We start from the raw sequence: 16,841 nt of genomic DNA on the forward strand, positions 1-16,841 counted from the left end.
CAAAAAAGAATACGAAAACAGTTATCGTCCGGTGAGCTCTAGGGGCACGGAAACGCCGCGCCGCACGGCCTCTTCAGCGAGTCGCCTGGCGGTGCCGGCGGCAATCGGAATACCGTTGGACATACGTTGTACCGCCAGTTCGAAGCCGCGCTCGCCAGGAAGCCGCACAGCGTCCACGCCCTCAGCGGGGGGAAGGCCCTTGATAGCCACCGCAAGCCGGCCCACCTCCGCGCCGACACCGTGTTCGAAACCGAACGCTTCGGGATGCAGCGCAACGGCCAGACCGTTGAATCCTGCATCACGCTTCTCCGTCAGCGCGACCGAGATCAGTGGATTGCCGCCAAGCACGCTGACGAGAACCTCGATCATCAGCGAAAGTCCCGACCCCTTCGGACCCGCCATCGGCAGAACCGCCTTGACCTGCGAGGGATCGGTCGTCGGAACGCCGTTGACATCGACACCCCAGTCGGGCGGGATCGGCTGGCCCGCATCCTTGGCAGCCATCACTTTGCCCAAGTCAACGGCAGCGGTTGACATGTCGAGGACAATCGGCCGCTCCGGATCATTGCCCGGAGCTCCGATCGCGAGGGGATTGGTGGAGACCCCCCTCACCTCGTGCGCCATGATAGACCATCAGCGGCTTGGAGGCCGACATGACAATACCGACCAAACCGGCTCGGGCGATGCGTTCGGCGAAATAACCGACCGCGCCCGCATGACTGGTGCGCATGACCGAACAAAGACCGATTCCGAATTTGCCGGCAAGCTCGACGGCCTTGTCCGTCGCCATCGCCATACCCGATGCGCCCGGCACGAGATCGCCATCCAGAACCGCAACGGCGGCAAATTCACGTGAAAGCGTCGGCTGGGCATCGCCCTTCACGATACCGAGTTCGACCATCTCAAGATAGCGAGGGATTCGCAGCACCCCATGCGACTCCGCTCCGCGCAGGTTGGCCCAAACCAAGTGCTCGGCGGACTGTCGGGCGTAGTCGCCCCTGAAACCACCCGCCTGGAGGAGTGCAGCAGCAAACGCCTCCAGCGTTTCCCGAACGATCAGCTTCTTTGCAGGCGCGACCGGTATCGGCGTGCGTCCGAACACGGAACTTGCCGAAGCAGCAGGCCTAAAGATTGACGGCGGCATCGTCGTCGACAAATCCGGCTGTACAACCGATCCAAACATTTGGGCTGCCGGAGACTGCGCCTCGTTTATTCACAACGGCGAAATGATCCGTCTCGAATCCGTGCCGCACGCAATCGATCAGGCAGAGCACGTCGCACGCAACATTCTCGGTGAAGCAACGCCCTATTGCCCGCGCCCCTGGTTCTGGTCGGATCAATACCAGACGAAACTGCAGATCGCGGGTTTTAACCGCGGTTATGAGCGCGCGGAACCCCTGGCGAGTGCCAACGAAAGCGGCCTTAAGGTTTCCTACTTCAAGGAAAATCTGCTGATTGCTGTTGACTGCATCAACGATGCGCGCGGCTTCATGATGGCAAAGCGTGAACTTGGTCTTTGATACAATCCAAACAGCGGTGCTCCAACCCCTTTTCAGGCGCGGCGTCAAAGAAGAGTCCATCAAGCGGAACGACGTTGACGGCGTGTAGATCTGCCGTTAACTCTACCATCCATGGAAACGATGACGATTGTCGTAGTGGTGATATCGCGCATGGGCAGGAGGGAATAGCCCTCCGGCAACCGCCGCCCATGCGCCGAAAACAGGTCCCTGACGGGGCCTTTTTTATGCCCCGTCGCACCTATCATCTTCAACACGGCGGAACCGAATATGACCGGCGGAATCGACTCAAGAAAGCAGCCAAAACTTGCCGTTTTGATTTTCCTGGCAGCCTTGTCGGTGCTTCCGTTGAACATGTTCATACCGTCGCTTCCACACATTGCCGATGCTTTGAATTCCAATTACGCCGTAGTGAATTTGGCGATTGCCGGCTATGCGCTGATGAGCGCGCTGACACACGTCGTTGCCGGTGTGCTATCTGACAGATTTGGCCGTAAGCCAGTGGCACTGGTGGCGCTCTGCGTCTTTTGCGGCGCTTCGCTGATCTGCAGTTTTGCGCCGAATGTTGGGATATTTCTTGTGTTCCGCACCCTGCAGGGGGTGGTGATCGCGTGTTATGCGGTTTCGATGGCGTCAATACGCGACACCTCAGATGAGCGGGAAGCGACGAGCAGAATCGCCTTCGTCTCATCCGCTTGGGCACTCGCACCGATGCTCGGACCAGCTATCGGAGGTACACTGGACACTTTGCTCGGGTGGAGAGCGAATTTCATAGCTTTTGCTGTTCTCGGCTTGAGCGGCGTCGTCCTTGTGCTGCGCGGTTTTAAGGAGACGATAGCCTCGGACCTCGCCGCCACCTTTCGGCTGAGCACTTATCTGGCGCCGATGGGTTCGCGCATTTTCTGGGGTTACGCGATCTGCATGGTGTTCTCCATGAGTACCCTCTACATCTTTCTGAGCGGCGCACCCCTGGCCGCAAAGAGCTTCGGTGTGGGATCTTCGATCGCGGTCGGAGCCTTGATGGGACTTGTCCCAGCGGCGTTCATACTGGGAAGCATGTTTGCGGGTCGATTCGGAAAGAAATACGCGCCACCAGTACTGATGGCCGTCGGCCGCCTCCTGACCTTATTCGGTCTTTCCGCCGGCATCCTACTCTTCTTTTTTGACGTTCATCATGTCGCCGCGTTCTTCTTGCCCTGTGCATTCGTTGGGCTGGGGAATGGTATTACAATGCCCGCTGCCAATGCAGGCGTCCTATCGTTGCGTTCGGAACTGTCGGCGACAGCCCTGGGGCTCGCCAACGCGACGACCGTTGCAGGCGGCGCGGCGATTGTTTCGATCTCAGGCATGTTCATAACTGCCGCGGACGCTCACTGGACCACCATTGCTTTGATGATTGCGACAACCTTCATATCGCTTGTGGCGGCACTGATCGTCCGCTCCCAGGCGGCGGCGAAGGTGGCCTATTAGCTGTGTCGATGAAGCAAGAAAAGCGCCAAGGCCATCAGATCAACGAGCCGTAGCTCACGGCGATGTTCGAGACAGAGCTAAGGGGCGCTGAACCAGCGCCCCCAGCTATTGTCGAGAAGGCGGCTATCCGACAAGCGCGTTGTCGGCACGCTTGATCGCGAGGATGGTCGAGCGTGGCAATTTGCCTTCGCCATCCGGGAAGGGCGCGTCGGGGTGCTGAATGCCGACGAACATCGTCCGCTTGTCCGCAGACCAGGTCATGCCGGTGACTTCGGACCCCTTCGGGCCTGTGAGGAAACGTTCGATGCGGCCGGTTGCCGGGTCACCGGCGAGCATCTGGTTGTTACCCTGGCCGAGGAAGTCGCCTTCGTTGGTGTCTTCGCCGTCCGTCTGGATCCACAAGAGACCGGTCGAGTCGAACATCATGCCATCAGGCGAGTTGAACATGTTGCCGGAATTGATGTTGGACGAGCCGGCATAGGCATCCTTGTGAACGTCGGGATTGCCGGCCATGACGAACAGGTCCCATTTGAACTTGCCGCCGGCATGGTCCTCACTTTCCGGATACCAGCGCACGATCTGACCGTAGGCATTTTTCTCGCGCGGGTTGGCGCCGCCGACCGGCATTTCGTCGCCGCCGGCATTCTTCTTCACGCCGCGATTGGTGTTGTTGGTGAGCGCACAATAGGCCTCGATGGCGACTGGGTTGACGGCGACCCACTCCGGGCGGTCCATGGTCGTGGCTCCGACCTTGGAGGCGGCCTGCCGGGTGAAGACGCAGATCTCGTCCATCTTCATGCCGGTCGTTTCCGGCGTCAGCGCCAACCACTCGCCATTGCCGTCATCGACGAACTTGGCGACGTAGAGCGTGCCATCGTCAAGCAGTTTGGAGGTGTCGCCGCCTGGCACGTAGATGCCGTTGGAGACGAATTTGTAAAGGAATTCACCACGTTCGTCGTCTCCCATGTAGACGACCACCCGACCATTGCGGGCAATCACGACGGCGGCGTTCTCATGCTTGATGCGGCCGAGCGCAGTACGCTTGATCGGGGTGGACGTAGCATCGGACACGTCTATTTCCACGACATAGCCGGCGCGGCGCGGCTCGTTCGGGTTTTTCGATACGTCGAAACGGGGATCGAAAACCTCGTAGCCATACCGGGTTTCGGCGGCGATGCCGTAGCGCTTGAAGTCGTCGGGCATGGCAAAGTTCGGATCGGACGAGCCGAAATATCCGTTGAAATTTTCCTCGCAGGTGAGATAGGTGCCCCAAGGCGTCTTGCCGGCGCCGCAATTGTTGAAGGTCCCAAGACAGTCGGTGCCGTTCGGATCGGCGGCGGTCTTGATAAGATCGGAACCGGCGGCCGGACCGGAAATCTTCATCGGCGTCAGATGCGTAATACGGCGGTTGAACGGGCTGTCGAGCACGATTTCCCAACCGTTTTTGCCTTCGGTAACTTCCATGACGGTGACGCCCTGAAGGTTCTGCAGGATCTTCACGTCGTCCGCGCTCTTCGGCATGCCCTTTTCGTTGTGCGGAAGATTGATTTCGTTGTTCACATATTCATGGTTGACGGCGATGACCTGACGGCCGCCGATCACGAACAGTTCCATGCCGTCGGTGTTTTCGCCGAAGACCTTATCCGAATTTTCGAGGCTGACGCCGTTGGCAGGATCGACATCCGGAACGTTGGAAAACAGCGGCTGGCCCCACTTTGCGAGCGGCTTCCAGGCATAGCCTTCCGGGACATGGACGGTGTTGTCGGTGAAGATGGGAATCGGCTTGAACGCGAAGCGCGAAGCAGCGTCCTGCGCCTGGGCCGAGGTGGAGGACATCAGACTGCCGAGCGTCCCCATCGCGGCGGCAGCCGAACCGACAGCCAAGATGCCACCGAGGAAGCCACGGCGCGAAACAGCCGATTCGACGACACGATCGAAATCGGTTTCGGCCGGCGGGGGATTTTGCAATTCATCCCATTCGTCCCAGGACAATTTGCTGGTGTCGATATTAGCCATGGCGCTTCTCCTTTGTGGCTTCTTGGAACGATTCCAACAGCGGCTTTATCTCCGTAAGATCACATCCGGATGATGAGCGAATAGCTGTTGGCATGAGGGATGAAACCGTTTCGAAGGGTCATTTTGGAAACTGGCCAACCCCAACACCCTTTCCGCCTCCGACGCGCAAGCGGGAGCATGACTGCGGTGGAAGCGAGTACCTGCTCGCCCATCAGTCATCAACGACGCTCGATGCATCGACCGAAAGCGGCTCTTTCTGACCAAGTCCTCTCCGCATCACCAATGCCTTTGATCTGGTGCTGCAGGCTCATGCGGTCCAACGACGCAAACGGCAGATTGATAAAGATGTTCAGGCGGCGCTCCAGCCCAGCCAGCACCTGCATCAAGGCCTGATTGCGTTGCCAACCCTCATTTTCGACGAGGATCGGGTCCTGACAGCGCCAATGCGAAGTGATCGGCAGGCCCGGCCATTCCGGAGGCGCTTCGCCGGCGGCAGTAGCGCTGAGAGTGAAGACAAAATCCAGGTCGGCGGCGCCAGCATCCGCAAAGGCCCCGAAATGCCGAGGCTTTATATCTTCGATCGGGTAGTCTGCGTTCCGAAGCAGCTGCAGAACGGTAGGCTCTATCACCGGCGCCGGATCGACGGCAGCGCTGAATGCTCTGAACCGTCCTTTGCCAATCTTGTTCAAGATTACTTCAGCCATCACGCTACGTGCGGAATTGCGGCGCGATAGAAAGAGCACGCGATAGATTCCGTCGTGCATCAATCCCCCCTCGGATCGCGTTATCGGAAATCGATCGAGCTATGCCAAGGTTGGGTGACAGTTTTATGAAATGAAGTAACTTGTGACATGCCAGGCCACGATGGTTCAGAAAGAGCACTTCGAAATGCTGCCTGTGCGACCGATGCGCATAGACGACATCCCGCTCCGGACCTATGGAAGGGAACTGCGGCCTCAGCCGATCGACTTACCCGACTATGACGTGCGGCACGAAACGCGATAGATTTGCGGTTATGCGCGAGCGGTCCTCGCGGACAGCAAGGCCGCAGGCGCGGTCGCCGGCAATCCAGCTGCCGAGCACGGCAAAGCCGTTATCGGTTTCGAAAAGCGGTGCATAGGCCTGAACGATGAAGCCTTCCTCGCCATAGTCGCCGGGCGCGGAAACCAATTCCCGCCCGTCTCGAAAGATCGTCACGTTTTCGCCTTCTCGCGACAACAGCGGTTTGCGCACGTAGTCGGTCAGGGTCGAGGCCGCCGGGTCATCGGTGAAATAGCTGGGCAGCAGGTTGGGGTGATTGGGGTAGCGCTTCCAGAGCAGCGGCAGAAGCCCTTTGTTGGAAAGCACGGCCTTCCAGGCGGGCTCGACGAAAACATCGCCAGAGCGCGCCAGCTCGCGAGCGAAGGGCTCGCGCAGCATGAACTCCCATGGATACAGCTTGAAGCAGCGGTCGATCACCCGATCATTGAGGTCGGTGTAGCGGCCCTGCGCATCAATGCCGATCTCCCGAATATCCAAAAGCTCGACGCGATGGCCCGCCTGGACCGCACAATCCATGAGATAGACCGTCGTGCCTCGATCCTCCTCATTGTCGGTTATCGCCGCGAAGTGGAAAATCGACTCCTTGGGAAATTGGTCGAATGCCTCGACGAGGCTTTCCTGCAGGAAATTATACTGGTCCGCATCCTTGGGCAAAACACCCAAAGCGATTTGATCAGTCAGCCAGTTGAACTGGAAATAAGCGGTCTCGAACACCGAGGTGGGGGTATCGGCGTTGTATTCGAGCAACTTGGCCGGGCCATTGCCATCATAGGCAAGATCGAAACGGCCGTAGAGGTGCCGGTCGCGGCGCTGCCAGGACCGCTGCACCACATCGCGCAGGTCTTCCGGAATGGCCAGCCTGTCGAGCGACTCTTCGCTGCTGACGATCTCGCCGACCAGATCCATGCACATATCATGGAGTTCCTGGCTGGGCTCCTCGATCTGCATCTCGATCTCATCGAGCGTGAACGTATAGGCGGCATCATCGAGCCAGTAGGGCTCGCCATACATGACATGAAATCCGAAGCCGACGGCGCGCGCCTTGTCACGCCAGTCAGGACGCGCCGAGAGGGTGATGCGCTTCATGTCAACCGCCGAAACTGAAAGACGACCGGCCGCCGAAGCCTTGTCGGGCAACGGTGCGGGTATTGACATTGACCGGCTTGACGCTCTGGCGCGAAGGCACAGTCACGCTGTCGCCGCCTGAGCGAACGGTGGTTGTGACCGTCTGTCCCGAGCGGTTGCGATAAATCGGCGTCGAACCGTAATAGGAACCGCTCTGCTCCTGGCGCCGGCGATAATCGTAATAATCGCCGATGTTGTTTAGCGCCGAAGACATCATGTAGCCTGCCAGGAAAGGCACGAAGAAGCTGCCGCCTCCGCCGCTATTGTTCGGGACAGTGCCGGCCGGCTGTTCGGTGCACTGGCCGGTACCGTATTCGGCCTCGCAGGCGGCCATGCCGTTGAAACGTGGCGCGACGGCGAGATGGGCGCGCATCGCATCCTGATAGCCGGCCTGGCAGACCTGCCGATCCATTCCTGCAGCCACGCATTGGTCGACGGAGGTGAACATTACCTCCGAAGGAGTCTGATCGCCGCAACCGGACAAAGCCAGGGTCGAGGCAGCGATAGTGCCAAGGGCCAGGAAAGGTCGCCTGTGCCCGCTCATGCGTCTGCGCATCTTTCCCTCCCTCAATAGGTCATGCAGGCGGCGTTGAGAATACCGACGACGAGCGCGATGCCGCCGCCCCATATGCCGGCGGCGATATCGTCGGCGGTGATCTTTTCATGCAGGTCCTTCATGGTGAAATTGGCAATATAGAAAGCGAGGATCTGCGCCAAAATGCCTATCACCGCCCAAATGATATAGTCGACGATGCTGACCGAATTGGCTGCGGCCGAAGCCAGAGGCAGGCTGAAACCGACAAGGGCGCCCAAGAAGGCCGTGACGGCCGCAAGATTGCCCGCGCGAATGAGCTGCACCTCCTTTTGCGGGGTCAACCAGGTGTAGATCACCGCAAAAACTCCGTATGCGGCAAGACCGACGGCGAAATAACCAAGGAAGGCAGGCAAGCCCGCCACGTAGTCGAGCATCAAAAAAATCCTCCGTTGAAAATTGCTAGGCCCATCAGACGCGGCGAACGTCGGCCGGAGCCAGTCCGTAACCGATCAGAAATTCCACCGAGCTGCCCGCCTGGCTCTGCCCGAGATCCAGATCGCGCTCGACATTGATCAGAAGCATTTCGCGCGTCGACCCCAGCGGGCGGTAATACAGCATGCAGGTCTGATGGATGGAGCGCTGCGCTTCACCATCATTGACCCTTTCGACAAATTCCACCAACTGCGCCCGCTCCGGACCGTCGCCCCAGAATCGGTTAAAGAGGATTCCATCGGCATCATAGGATGGCTGACCGATCAGGCCGCTCGACCCGGTCCAGCGGCTCCATTCGCTCTGGCCGGCGGGCACCACGCTGTCCCAAGGCTGATAAAAGCTGATGTCGTCGATTGCTTCACCCGGCTTGCCCGACGCCGACATCACCTGAATCATCCGGTTCTCTTCATCGTAGTAGCGCGACAGAACCGTCGCCGCATCGAGCGAAACCTCACCGTAGCCGGCAATGATGAATGGCCCGCTTCGGGGCAGCGGCATGGCCGGCTCGCCGCCCAGAGCATCGGCTTCAAGGGAGAGGAAATCGATTTCAAGCGCCCCACCGATGGCCACGCTCAACGGGCCGAGCTCTTCGGGTAAGGGCTTCTCATTCTTGTCTCCGCCGAACCAGCCGATCATGTCACGTCTCCCATTCGAGCCCAAGCGATGGCAGCGGGATCTAGCCGTATTCCGCTGATGTAGTAAAGGGTCTCGCCGCCCTGCATCAGCGTCTCGTCCCTGCAATTCAGGTCGGTCACGCCGTGGCTCAGCATGCCCACGAGCGTCACATTATGCCGACGCTTGAGGCTCAAAAACACGTCGCCATAGGACAGCGGCGTATGCAAGGGCGGCACCGCCAGGGAAAAGGCAGTGTCGGTGGAGGCTGCCGACAACAGCCGTGCGGCGATTTCCGAAGAGCCCGGATCACGTGCCGCACGCGACAGAAGCTCCTCGGCGAGCGAACCCACCGCCTCGACGCGCGGCCGACGCTGCTTGACCATTTGCGCTGTGCGGTCATCGGCGAAATAGGCCACGATATGGGCATTGGGCGCATGATCTTCAGCGATAAGAACCGCGGCCAGCGTTTCATCGTCATTTGCTCCGCGTGCGATGATCGCACGCGCCTGGGCCACTCCGGCCCGCAGCAAAGCGTCGGCATCGGCAAGCCGTTCCGTGCGGATATAATCGGCATAATTGCTGGCGGGATTTTCCGGCAGGTCCTTGGCGACCAGCACCGTCATCGGTTCGTTGGCGTGCCGCTCGGAATGCAGCAGCCGCAGGGTTTGGTATGTCTGCCCCTCTTGCCAGCCCAAAACGATGATGTGGCCGGCCCGTTCGCTGTAATCACCCAATCCGCGCATGCGATTCCTCCAGATCGTACCGATAGCTGTCAACAACTTGCCAAGAACAGCGGTAAAGATGGCAATACCACCAGGAAGGACGACCATAATGGTAATGATCCGGCCGAATCCTGATTTTGGAGAAAGATCGCCATAACCGACAGTCGTTGCGGTCACCATATAGTAGTAAAGAAAGTCGACCGGGTTGCCGACGAGATCGCCTTCGCCGGCCAGTAAAAACAGAAGGTAGGAAGCGACCAGATGGGCAACGAGGATAACCAGAAGGGCTGACCACGCCAATTCGCTGAGCGACAGATATACACGCCGCAATAATGAAGCGATAAATGGCAAGCGATTCCCCCCGTTGCTGATCGGTAGCCTAGCAAAATTTATTTCGCGCGCCAGACCTTTAAGTTGTAAACCGACCACCCAGATATTTCGACGCTCTAACCGATGGAGGACTTTTTGGAGACCTGGAACCTTACCACTTTAACGCGCCTGTTCGCGGCCGATCCGGATGCGCTGGGCGATGTTGATGTAGCCGTACCCGAACATGGTGACGTCATCTGCGTAACGCTCAAGGAAAGAGGCGATCTCGACGTCTTCGTCGCAGTGAGCGGAGAGCGCGATATTCTTGTCAGCGTTGTCCTGGTGCCGTGCAAGGACGTGCCCAAGCGGGAAGCCTTCGAACGGATGGTTCTCAAGACGCACAAATTCGTGCCGCTGTCGAGCTTCGGCATCACTACAATCGACGGTGAGGAATGGTACGAATTGTTCGGTTCACTGTCGGCGCGCTCGTCGGCCGATACCGTCGTCGAGGAAGTCGCCATTCTGGCTGCCAATGCAGTCGATGCGGCACACATGATTGAAGAATGGAAAAGCGGGGAGATTGCAGCGTGAGCACCTGGGGAAAGATTTTTACCGCCATTCGCGGCGGCATCAACGAGGCGGCCGAAGCCGCCGCCGACAGCCAGTCGATGCGCATTCTTGACCAAGAAATCCGCGACGCCGAACAGTCGCTGCGCCGGGCGCGATCCGATCTGGCCGGCATCATGGCATCGAACAAGAGCGTCATGCGCCGGCTTGAAGAAAACCGCGCAAAGGAAACCAAGGATACCGACAGCGCCCGCGCTGCGATCTCGGCGGGCCGCACCGATCTCGCCCAGGGGCTCGCTCAGCGCATTGCCAACAGCCGCGCCGAAATGCAGCGAGACCAGGAAGAGCTCGACCGGCTGCTGCCCCGCCAGCAGCAGATGCTGCGCACCATCCAGGAAACCGAATCGCGCATTGCTCAGATGAAGCGTGAGGTGGAGAACGTCAAAGCCAACGAGTCGCTGCTGCGTGCTCAGTCGGCGATCGCCCATAGCCAGTCGGGCATCAACACCCGCCTCGGCAGCGCCGTCCAAAGTCTCGAACGCATCAAGAAGCGCCAGGAAATCACCGCCGGACGCATCGAAGCCGGGGCTGAACTGGCCGCGCTGGAAAACGGCAGCGATCTCGACCGCCAGCTGCGCGAGGCCGGCATCGGCAGTTCGAGCCAGTCGGCCGACGACGTTCTTGCACAGCTGATGGCGCCGACACGCTCGGCCGAGCCAGTCTTGCTTCCCGCCCCTGCCGGCAATAAGGACAAATAATTTCCGGAGCGGCCGCGCCGTCGTCAGAGTGATCTTGAAGACGGAGCGGCCGCACGTGGAGCTTCGGCATTGCAGCGCCCGAGCAAGTCGAAGAATGATACGGCTCCTGCCGTTGATCTCGTCAGGGACGGCCGGCCGAGCACGTGCTCACCGACCGCGCCAATGACGCAAGCACGAACCCGGATTTCGGCGCCGTTGCGGGTTTGAACCGGAGCTTTTGCAGCGATCGGCCCTCCTGAATTGACTTGCCTGCATGCGTTGCAATGGTGATCACCAAGCGACGCGCATCCACCGTTCCCACCTTGCGCTTGCAGCCGAAGCACGCTACTTAGCATTTGTAATGTTATTACATAACAGGTAAGGCGCGAGCCGTGCCGGCCAATCGAAAGGTTTCAGTGAATGAACAAGGTGATCACAACACTCAGCTACGCCCTGGCGGTATCCGCAACATTGACTTTTGCAGGAACGGCGGGCGCCCAGACATCTTCAGGAAACAACCACAGCCATTCCCACGATAGCAAGGGGTCGGTGCATGATGGGTATTTCGATGACGATCAGGTAAAGGCGCGTGAACTGTCGGATTGGGAAGGCGACTGGCAGTCGGTCTACCCCTATCTTGTCGACGGAACATTGGATCCGGTGATGGCCGACAAAGCAAAACATGGCGACAAGAGCGCCGGGGACTATCGTGCCTACTATGACGCGGGATACAAGACCGACGTCGACCGGATCGTCATTAACGGAAAGAAGGTTACGTTTTTCCGCGGCAAGGACTCCGTGACCGGAGACTATGAGACGGATGGGCACGAACTTCTCACCTACAAGAAGGGTAATCGAGGGGTTCGTTTCGTCTTCAAAAAAAGTGCCGGTGATGAGGCCGCACCACGCTTCATTCAGTTCAGCGACCACATCGTCGCCCCCGAGAAGGCCGACCACTACCATCTTTACTGGGGTAATGACCGCGCCGCGCTGCTGAATGAGGTAACCAACTGGCCGACCTACTACCCCGCGAACCTGAACGGCAAGCAGATCGCCGAGGAGATGCTGGCCCACTGATGATCGTGGCGACCGCACCTCGCCGGATCGGGGGCGCGCAGGGCGCCCCCTCAAGCGCGAAGCATCTGGCGGCCTCCCGCGGGGTCTCCTCCCCGAAGCTGCAGCGCGTCGAGGAACCTTTGGCAATCAACAAAGTTTGGGTTTTTGCAGCCGCCAGCACCAGTGATCTTCGGCGAAGAGAGCCTCCACCTGTGTGAACAGCTTGAGCCGCTTCGCACCGCGACGACAACCCGAGTAGTCAACATGCACGTCGAAACGAGAATGTTCGAGCCGAGTGACTGGGTCCCGAACAATCAGCGCTTTCCTGTGATACTTTACAAGGGACTTTTCGGCGACGACGGACCGTGTGATTTCGAGGGCCTCTTCGCAGAAAGCGGTTGGACAGGCATCTGGACAAACGGCGTCTTTGATTATCAGCACTACCATACCGGCGCACATGAGGCGCTCGGAGTGTCACGGGGTAGTGCCACCCTCTTGATCGGCGGTCCAAGCGGTCAAGCAATGAAGGTCACTGCGGGAGACTGTCTGGTGCTTCCCGCGGGGACAGGGCATCGAAATCTCGGCTGCACTCGGGGCTTCCAGGTCGTCGGCGCATATCCCGAGGGACAGCATGCCGACATCCAGACGTCGGCTGCATCAAGCGAAATGCTGGCAAAAATTTCGTCGCTCCCCATCCCGAACAGCGACCCCGTCCAGGGTCCGTCCGGATTTCTCACCAAGAATTGGCGGTAGCCATTCGCCACCAACCGTGCGACCGTACGACGGGTCGGGAAACCTAGTCTAGCCGACACCGAGAAACTGCCTGAGCTCGGCAGTGTGAGGATTGGCGAAGACATCCTCCGGGCGGCCTGCTTCGTGGATCCTGCCCTGATGCATGAAGACGACGCGGCTGCAGACGTCGCGAGCGAACTTCATCTCATGGGTGACCATCAGCAGCGTCATTCCCTCGGCGGCAAGCTCGCGCACGACGGCCAGAACTTCGGCGACCAGTTCCGGGTCGAGCGCCGAGGTAATCTCGTCGCAGAGAAGCGCGGTCGGTTGCATGGCGAGCGCGCGGGCGATGGCAACACGCTGCTGCTGGCCGCCCGAGAGCTCATCCGGATAGGCATCGAACTTCTGACCCAGCCCCACCCGCTCCAGCATCTTGCGGGCGGTCGCTTCTGCCTCGGCCTTCGGGGTCTTCTTGACCACGGTCTGCGACAGCATGACATTGCCGCCGGCGGTCAGATGCGGAAAAAGGTTGAACTGCTGAAAGATCATGCCGACCTTGAGGCGCAGTGCCTTCAGATGGACTTCGTCCTCGAGAAGCTGCGCGCCGGCCACGGAGATGGAGCCGTCGGTAATCGTCTCCAGGCCATTGATGCAGCGAAGCAGCGTCGATTTGCCCGAACCGCTCTTGCCGATGATGGCAATGACCTCGCCAGGTTCCACATTGAGGTTGATGCCCTTCAGCACCTCGTTGGTCCCGTAGCTTTTGCGGACGTCAGTGATTTCGATGAGCGACATTGAGTTTTCTCTCCAGGATCTGGCTGCTTTTTGACAAGGGCCAGCAAAGGGCAAAATAGATGAGCGCGACGAGCCCATAGACGGTGAAGGGCTGGAAAGTGGCGTTGGTGACCACGGTGCCGGCTTTCGACAATTCGACGAAGCCGATGATCGAGGTCAGCGCGGTTCCCTTGACGATCTGGACGGAAAAGCCGACCGTGGGCGGTATGGCGATCCTCAGCGCCTGCGGAAGGATGACGTGGCGCATCTGCTGCAGACGGCCCATGCCAAGGCTGGCCGAGGCTTCCCATTGCCCCCTCGCGACCGCTTCGACGCAGCCTCGCCAGATTTCGGTGAGGAAGGCGGCACTCCATAAGATCAGCGCCAATCCCGCCGCAAGCCAGGCCGGCACGTCTATCCCGAAGAGACCGAGACCGAAAAAGGCGATGAACAGCTGCATCAGCAGCGGCGTGCCCTGGAAGAGCTCTATGTAGTATTTCGCGAATGCCCTGGCGGCCTTGCGCCTGCTGATGCGCAGGAATAGCAGACACAGCCCAACCAGACCCCCGCCAAGGAACGAGACCAGCGAAAGAAGGATCGTCCAGCGGGTGGCAAGCAGCAGGTTGCGCAGGATATCCCAGAGTGTGAACGTGATCATCGTGCTGTTCTCCTCGGGAAAATGAAACCGCCGATCAGACCCAGCACCTGCCGGAGCAGGATCGCCAGCACGAGATAGATGGCGGTCGAGACGATATAGGCCTCGAAGGCCCGGAAGGTTCGCGATTGTATGAAATTCGCCGCGAACGTCAGATCTTCGGCGGCGATCTGCGACACGACCGCTGAGCCGAGCATGACGATGACCACTTGCGACGACAGCGCCGGCCAGATGCGCTGCAGCGAGGGCACGAGAACGACATGCCGGAAGGTCTCGAAACGTGTCATGGCAAGGCTCTCGCCCGCCTCGAACTGGCCTTTCGGCGTGGCCTGGATGCCGGCACGGATAATCTCGCAGCTATAGGCGCCGAGGTTGACGATCATCGCGAGATTGGCGGCCGTCAATTCGGAGAGCTGGATGCCTAGCGACGGCAGACCGAAAAAGATGAAGAAAAGCTGGATCAGGAACGGGGTGTTGCGGATCAGTTCGACATAGGCCGCGACGACCGGCTTCAGCCAGGCCGGGCCGAGCGCCCGCACCCAGGCGCAGATGATGCCGAGAGAAATGCCGAGCACGCCGCCGACGGCGATAAGCTCCAGGGTGATCAGTATGCCCTTGATGATTTCAGGGTAATATTGAAGCAGCCAGCTGAATTCGAAATGGTAGCTCAAGGAATGTCCCCTCTTGCGGTGACGGAGCGCATGTCATCCAGCCTAGCGCGGGAGACATGCGCAAGATCCTGGTTCCTTACAGATCGGCCGGCAGATCGGCGCCGAGCCACTTCTGCGATATGGCGTTCAGCGTGCCGTCGGACTTGGCGGCGGCGATAATGCCGTTCACCTTCTCCAGGAGGGCGGACTGTTCCTTGTTGAGGCCAATGTAGCAGGGTGAGTTCTTGATCAGGAATTTCAGCTCAGGACGCTTCGGAGGATTCTTGGCGAGGATCGCAGCCGCCACGACATTGCCGGTGGCAATGATCTCGACCTGACCAGACAGGAAGGCCGAGATGGTGCCGTTATTGTCCTCGTAACGCTTGATCGTCGCATCGGCCGGCGCGATCTTCGTCAGTTCGAGATCCTCAACGGCGCCGCGCGTGACGCCGATGCTCTTGCCTGCGAGATCTTCCGTCTTGGCGACCGCAAGATCGGCGGGTCCGAACACACCGTTGAAGAAGGGAGCGTAGGCAACAGAGAAATCGATCACCTTTTCGCGCTCTGCATTCTTGCCAAGGCTTGATATGACCAGATCGACCTTGTTCGTCTGCAGATAGGGGACGCGGTTGGCGCTCGTCACCGGCACGAGCTCGGTCTTGACGCCCAGCTTTTCGGCAATGAGATTGGCGACGTCGATATCGTAGCCCATCGGCGCCATATCGGTGCCGACGCTGCCGAAGGGCGGGAAATCCTGGGGGACAGCGACACGCAGCGTACCGCGCGCCGAAATGTCGGCAAGAGCATCGGCGTGGGACGGCGAGTTGAAGCTGAAGGTCGCGGCCAGGGTCGCGATCGCGAAGAAGACTCGTCTTGTCAGCATGTGTTCATTGCTCCTTTGAGGTTGTGGTTTTTGGGTCCGATTGTTGGAAGGCGGATAAAGCGGTCTTGGGCGGAAGCGACAGGGAATTGCGCAGATCCGAAAGTGGATCCGGGCGCGCCGTGAGGTCGAGGCCCATTTCAACTTCATCAAGATGTTCGACGGAGAGCGCCGCAGCTCTGACGAAATCGCCCGCCCGCATGGCCTCGAAAATGCGGCAGTGCCCCTCGTGAGACTGCGCCGCATGAAATTCGGATTGATAGAGCATCGAAATGAGGATGGTCCGGGCGGTCAGGTCACGCAGGGTATCGACGATGATGGCATTGCCGCTCAATTCCGCGATGCGGATATGGAAATCGCCCATCAAATAGGTCAGCCGCTGGCGGTCGCCCGCTGCCATCGCATTTCGTTCATCGGCGAGATGCGCGTCGAGGGCCTTGCTGCCCTCGTCCGTCAGCACGCGCATGCCGCGCAGCAATCCGGCCTCGACGACACGCCGTGCCTCATAGACCGCGATCGCATCTTCAGCGGACGGCTCGACGACAAACCAGCCCCGCCTTGGGCTGACATGCACGATGCCGCGTGTCTCCAGGCGCATCATCGCTTCACGGACGCGGGTGCGGGACACGCCGAAGAGTGCCGCCAGCTGATTTTCGCCAAGGCGCGTACCTGGCCTGATCTTGGCAGAGAGGATGCCGGATACGATCGTTTCCTCGATCGACTTCTGCGTGGTCTCCGATGTGTGACTATCTTGCATACAAGACAGAAAGCAAAGCGCATGCCAAAATCTTGCGCTCTCAGGATTTCAGCATGTCTCGGATGCTTTGCGGAGAATTTGCCTGCCGGGAATGCAGACTGAACGTAATTTAGGCGAGCGGCCCCCTTTCCCGACATCGACCTCTCGATCTCCGGTCGCCTGGCAGCGACGCCGGCGCCCGAAGTCGCGAA

General features: G+C 59.5%; 20 protein-coding genes. 6 read left to right on the forward strand and 14 right to left on the reverse strand.

What is annotated here, in order from left to right:
- Positions 1 to 21 precede the first annotated feature (21 nt).
- Positions 22 to 624, reverse strand: a complete 603-nt coding sequence (locus C4N04_RS32495) for an Ldh family oxidoreductase (RefSeq protein ID WP_280954337.1) — start codon at positions 622 to 624, stop codon at positions 22 to 24.
- Positions 563 to 1,102 carry an Ldh family oxidoreductase gene (locus C4N04_RS32500; RefSeq protein WP_280954338.1) on the reverse strand — a complete coding sequence of 180 codons (540 nt, stop codon included), beginning with the start codon at positions 1,100 to 1,102 and terminating at the stop codon, positions 563 to 565. Before C4N04_RS32500 ends, C4N04_RS32495 begins: the two co-directional genes overlap by 62 nt.
- Between C4N04_RS32500 and C4N04_RS15700 the strand changes: the two genes are divergently transcribed.
- Complete coding sequence (locus tag C4N04_RS15700) at positions 1,089 to 1,520, forward strand: oxidoreductase C-terminal domain-containing protein (RefSeq protein WP_245425586.1); 432 nt, start codon at positions 1,089 to 1,091, stop codon at positions 1,518 to 1,520. The two genes, C4N04_RS32500 and C4N04_RS15700, sit on opposite strands and share 14 nt — an antisense overlap.
- Before the next feature lie 267 nt (positions 1,521 to 1,787).
- Entirely contained in the window at positions 1,788 to 2,987 is a 1,200-nt protein-coding gene (locus C4N04_RS15705) for an MFS transporter (RefSeq protein WP_106796467.1), read from the forward strand.
- Positions 2,988 to 3,110: 123 nt separating this feature from the next.
- On the opposite strand, the gene C4N04_RS15710 is transcribed toward C4N04_RS15705, so the two are convergent.
- The 7 genes from C4N04_RS15710 to C4N04_RS15740 form a co-directional block, all read right to left on the reverse strand.
- Positions 3,111 to 5,003, reverse strand: a complete 1,893-nt coding sequence (locus C4N04_RS15710) for a PhoX family phosphatase (protein WP_106796468.1) — start codon at positions 5,001 to 5,003, stop codon at positions 3,111 to 3,113.
- Between the two features lie 218 nt (positions 5,004 to 5,221).
- Positions 5,222 to 5,767: a protein tyrosine phosphatase gene (locus C4N04_RS15715; RefSeq protein ID WP_106796469.1), complete on the reverse strand. Its 546-nt coding sequence runs from the start codon at positions 5,765 to 5,767 to the stop codon at positions 5,222 to 5,224.
- A gap of 205 nt (positions 5,768 to 5,972) precedes the next feature.
- Positions 5,973 to 7,130 carry a glutathionylspermidine synthase family protein gene (locus C4N04_RS15720; RefSeq protein ID WP_096762493.1) on the reverse strand — a complete coding sequence of 386 codons (1,158 nt, stop codon included), beginning with the start codon at positions 7,128 to 7,130 and terminating at the stop codon, positions 5,973 to 5,975.
- A gap of 1 nt (position 7,131) precedes the next feature.
- Entirely contained in the window at positions 7,132 to 7,725 is a 594-nt protein-coding gene (locus C4N04_RS15725; protein ID WP_040112102.1) for a DUF1190 domain-containing protein, read from the reverse strand.
- Between the two features lie 11 nt (positions 7,726 to 7,736).
- Positions 7,737 to 8,138 carry a DUF350 domain-containing protein gene (locus tag C4N04_RS15730; protein ID WP_009994737.1) on the reverse strand — a complete coding sequence of 134 codons (402 nt, stop codon included), beginning with the start codon at positions 8,136 to 8,138 and terminating at the stop codon, positions 7,737 to 7,739.
- A 34-nt stretch (positions 8,139 to 8,172) separates the two neighbouring features.
- A complete protein-coding gene (locus tag C4N04_RS15735) occupies positions 8,173 to 8,832 on the reverse strand; it encodes a YjfK family protein (RefSeq protein ID WP_040112103.1) in 660 nt (219 codons plus the stop codon).
- Positions 8,829 to 9,884, reverse strand: a complete 1,056-nt coding sequence (locus tag C4N04_RS15740; RefSeq protein WP_096762494.1) for an ion channel — start codon at positions 9,882 to 9,884, stop codon at positions 8,829 to 8,831. Before C4N04_RS15740 ends, C4N04_RS15735 begins: the two co-directional genes overlap by 4 nt.
- Before the next feature lie 102 nt (positions 9,885 to 9,986).
- On the opposite strand from C4N04_RS15740, the gene C4N04_RS15745 reads away from it, so the two are divergent.
- From C4N04_RS15745 to C4N04_RS15760, 4 genes are all read left to right on the forward strand, one after another.
- Positions 9,987 to 10,433, forward strand: coding sequence for a YjfI family protein (locus tag C4N04_RS15745; RefSeq protein WP_106796470.1), 447 nt, complete (start codon positions 9,987 to 9,989; stop codon positions 10,431 to 10,433).
- Positions 10,430 to 11,167, forward strand: a complete 738-nt coding sequence (locus C4N04_RS15750; protein WP_106796471.1) for a PspA/IM30 family protein — start codon at positions 10,430 to 10,432, stop codon at positions 11,165 to 11,167. The genes C4N04_RS15745 and C4N04_RS15750 overlap by 4 nt, the downstream gene beginning before the upstream one ends.
- Before the next feature lie 399 nt (positions 11,168 to 11,566).
- Positions 11,567 to 12,223, forward strand: coding sequence for a metal-binding protein ZinT (locus C4N04_RS15755; protein WP_106796472.1), 657 nt, complete (start codon positions 11,567 to 11,569; stop codon positions 12,221 to 12,223).
- 243 nt (positions 12,224 to 12,466) lie between these two features.
- Positions 12,467 to 12,955, forward strand: coding sequence for a cupin (locus tag C4N04_RS15760; protein ID WP_106796544.1), 489 nt, complete (start codon positions 12,467 to 12,469; stop codon positions 12,953 to 12,955).
- Between the two features lie 48 nt (positions 12,956 to 13,003).
- On the opposite strand, the gene C4N04_RS15765 is transcribed toward C4N04_RS15760, so the two are convergent.
- From C4N04_RS15765 to C4N04_RS15785, 5 genes are all read right to left on the reverse strand, one after another.
- Positions 13,004 to 13,729 (reverse strand): amino acid ABC transporter ATP-binding protein, encoded by a 726-nt coding sequence (locus C4N04_RS15765; protein WP_106796473.1) that lies wholly within the window; start codon positions 13,727 to 13,729, stop codon positions 13,004 to 13,006.
- Positions 13,707 to 14,366, reverse strand: a complete 660-nt coding sequence (locus C4N04_RS15770) for an amino acid ABC transporter permease (RefSeq protein ID WP_096769968.1) — start codon at positions 14,364 to 14,366, stop codon at positions 13,707 to 13,709. Before C4N04_RS15770 ends, C4N04_RS15765 begins: the two co-directional genes overlap by 23 nt.
- Complete coding sequence (locus C4N04_RS15775; RefSeq protein ID WP_040141668.1) at positions 14,363 to 15,034, reverse strand: amino acid ABC transporter permease; 672 nt, start codon at positions 15,032 to 15,034, stop codon at positions 14,363 to 14,365. The genes C4N04_RS15770 and C4N04_RS15775 overlap by 4 nt, the downstream gene beginning before the upstream one ends.
- Before the next feature lie 76 nt (positions 15,035 to 15,110).
- On the reverse strand, positions 15,111 to 15,896 hold the full coding sequence (locus C4N04_RS15780; RefSeq protein WP_096769967.1) for a transporter substrate-binding domain-containing protein: 786 nt from the start codon (positions 15,894 to 15,896) through the stop codon (positions 15,111 to 15,113).
- Between the two features lie 4 nt (positions 15,897 to 15,900).
- Positions 15,901 to 16,650, reverse strand: coding sequence for a GntR family transcriptional regulator (locus tag C4N04_RS15785; protein WP_106796474.1), 750 nt, complete (start codon positions 16,648 to 16,650; stop codon positions 15,901 to 15,903).
- Positions 16,651 to 16,841: the final 191 nt, after the last annotated feature.

Source organism: Rhizobium sp. H4 (assembly GCF_003013335.1).
In the GTDB taxonomy this organism is placed as follows: Bacteria; Pseudomonadota; Alphaproteobacteria; order Rhizobiales; family Rhizobiaceae; genus Rhizobium; species Rhizobium sophoriradicis.

Coding starts and splice junctions, on each gene's coding strand:
- C4N04_RS15735 (WP_040112103.1), bottom strand. CDS start 8,832: ATGATCGGCTGGTTCGGCGGAGACAAGAATGAGAAGCCCTTACCCGAA.
- C4N04_RS15725 (WP_040112102.1), bottom strand. CDS start 7,725: ATGCGCAGACGCATGAGCGGGCACAGGCGACCTTTCCTGGCCCTTGGC.
- C4N04_RS15785 (WP_106796474.1), bottom strand. CDS start 16,650: ATGCAAGATAGTCACACATCGGAGACCACGCAGAAGTCGATCGAGGAA.
- C4N04_RS15765 (WP_106796473.1), bottom strand. CDS start 13,729: ATGTCGCTCATCGAAATCACTGACGTCCGCAAAAGCTACGGGACCAAC.
- C4N04_RS15715 (WP_106796469.1), bottom strand. CDS start 5,767: ATGCACGACGGAATCTATCGCGTGCTCTTTCTATCGCGCCGCAATTCC.
- C4N04_RS15755 (WP_106796472.1), top strand. CDS start 11,567: ATGAACAAGGTGATCACAACACTCAGCTACGCCCTGGCGGTATCCGCA.
- C4N04_RS15720 (WP_096762493.1), bottom strand. CDS start 7,130: ATGAAGCGCATCACCCTCTCGGCGCGTCCTGACTGGCGTGACAAGGCG.
- C4N04_RS15760 (WP_106796544.1), top strand. CDS start 12,467: ATGCACGTCGAAACGAGAATGTTCGAGCCGAGTGACTGGGTCCCGAAC.
- C4N04_RS15730 (WP_009994737.1), bottom strand. CDS start 8,138: ATGCTCGACTACGTGGCGGGCTTGCCTGCCTTCCTTGGTTATTTCGCC.
- C4N04_RS15780 (WP_096769967.1), bottom strand. CDS start 15,896: ATGCTGACAAGACGAGTCTTCTTCGCGATCGCGACCCTGGCCGCGACC.
- C4N04_RS15770 (WP_096769968.1), bottom strand. CDS start 14,366: ATGATCACGTTCACACTCTGGGATATCCTGCGCAACCTGCTGCTTGCC.
- C4N04_RS15710 (WP_106796468.1), bottom strand. CDS start 5,003: ATGGCTAATATCGACACCAGCAAATTGTCCTGGGACGAATGGGATGAA.
- C4N04_RS32495 (WP_280954337.1), bottom strand. CDS start 624: ATGGCGCACGAGGTGAGGGGGGTCTCCACCAATCCCCTCGCGATCGGA.
- C4N04_RS15705 (WP_106796467.1), top strand. CDS start 1,788: ATGACCGGCGGAATCGACTCAAGAAAGCAGCCAAAACTTGCCGTTTTG.
- C4N04_RS15745 (WP_106796470.1), top strand. CDS start 9,987: ATGGAGGACTTTTTGGAGACCTGGAACCTTACCACTTTAACGCGCCTG.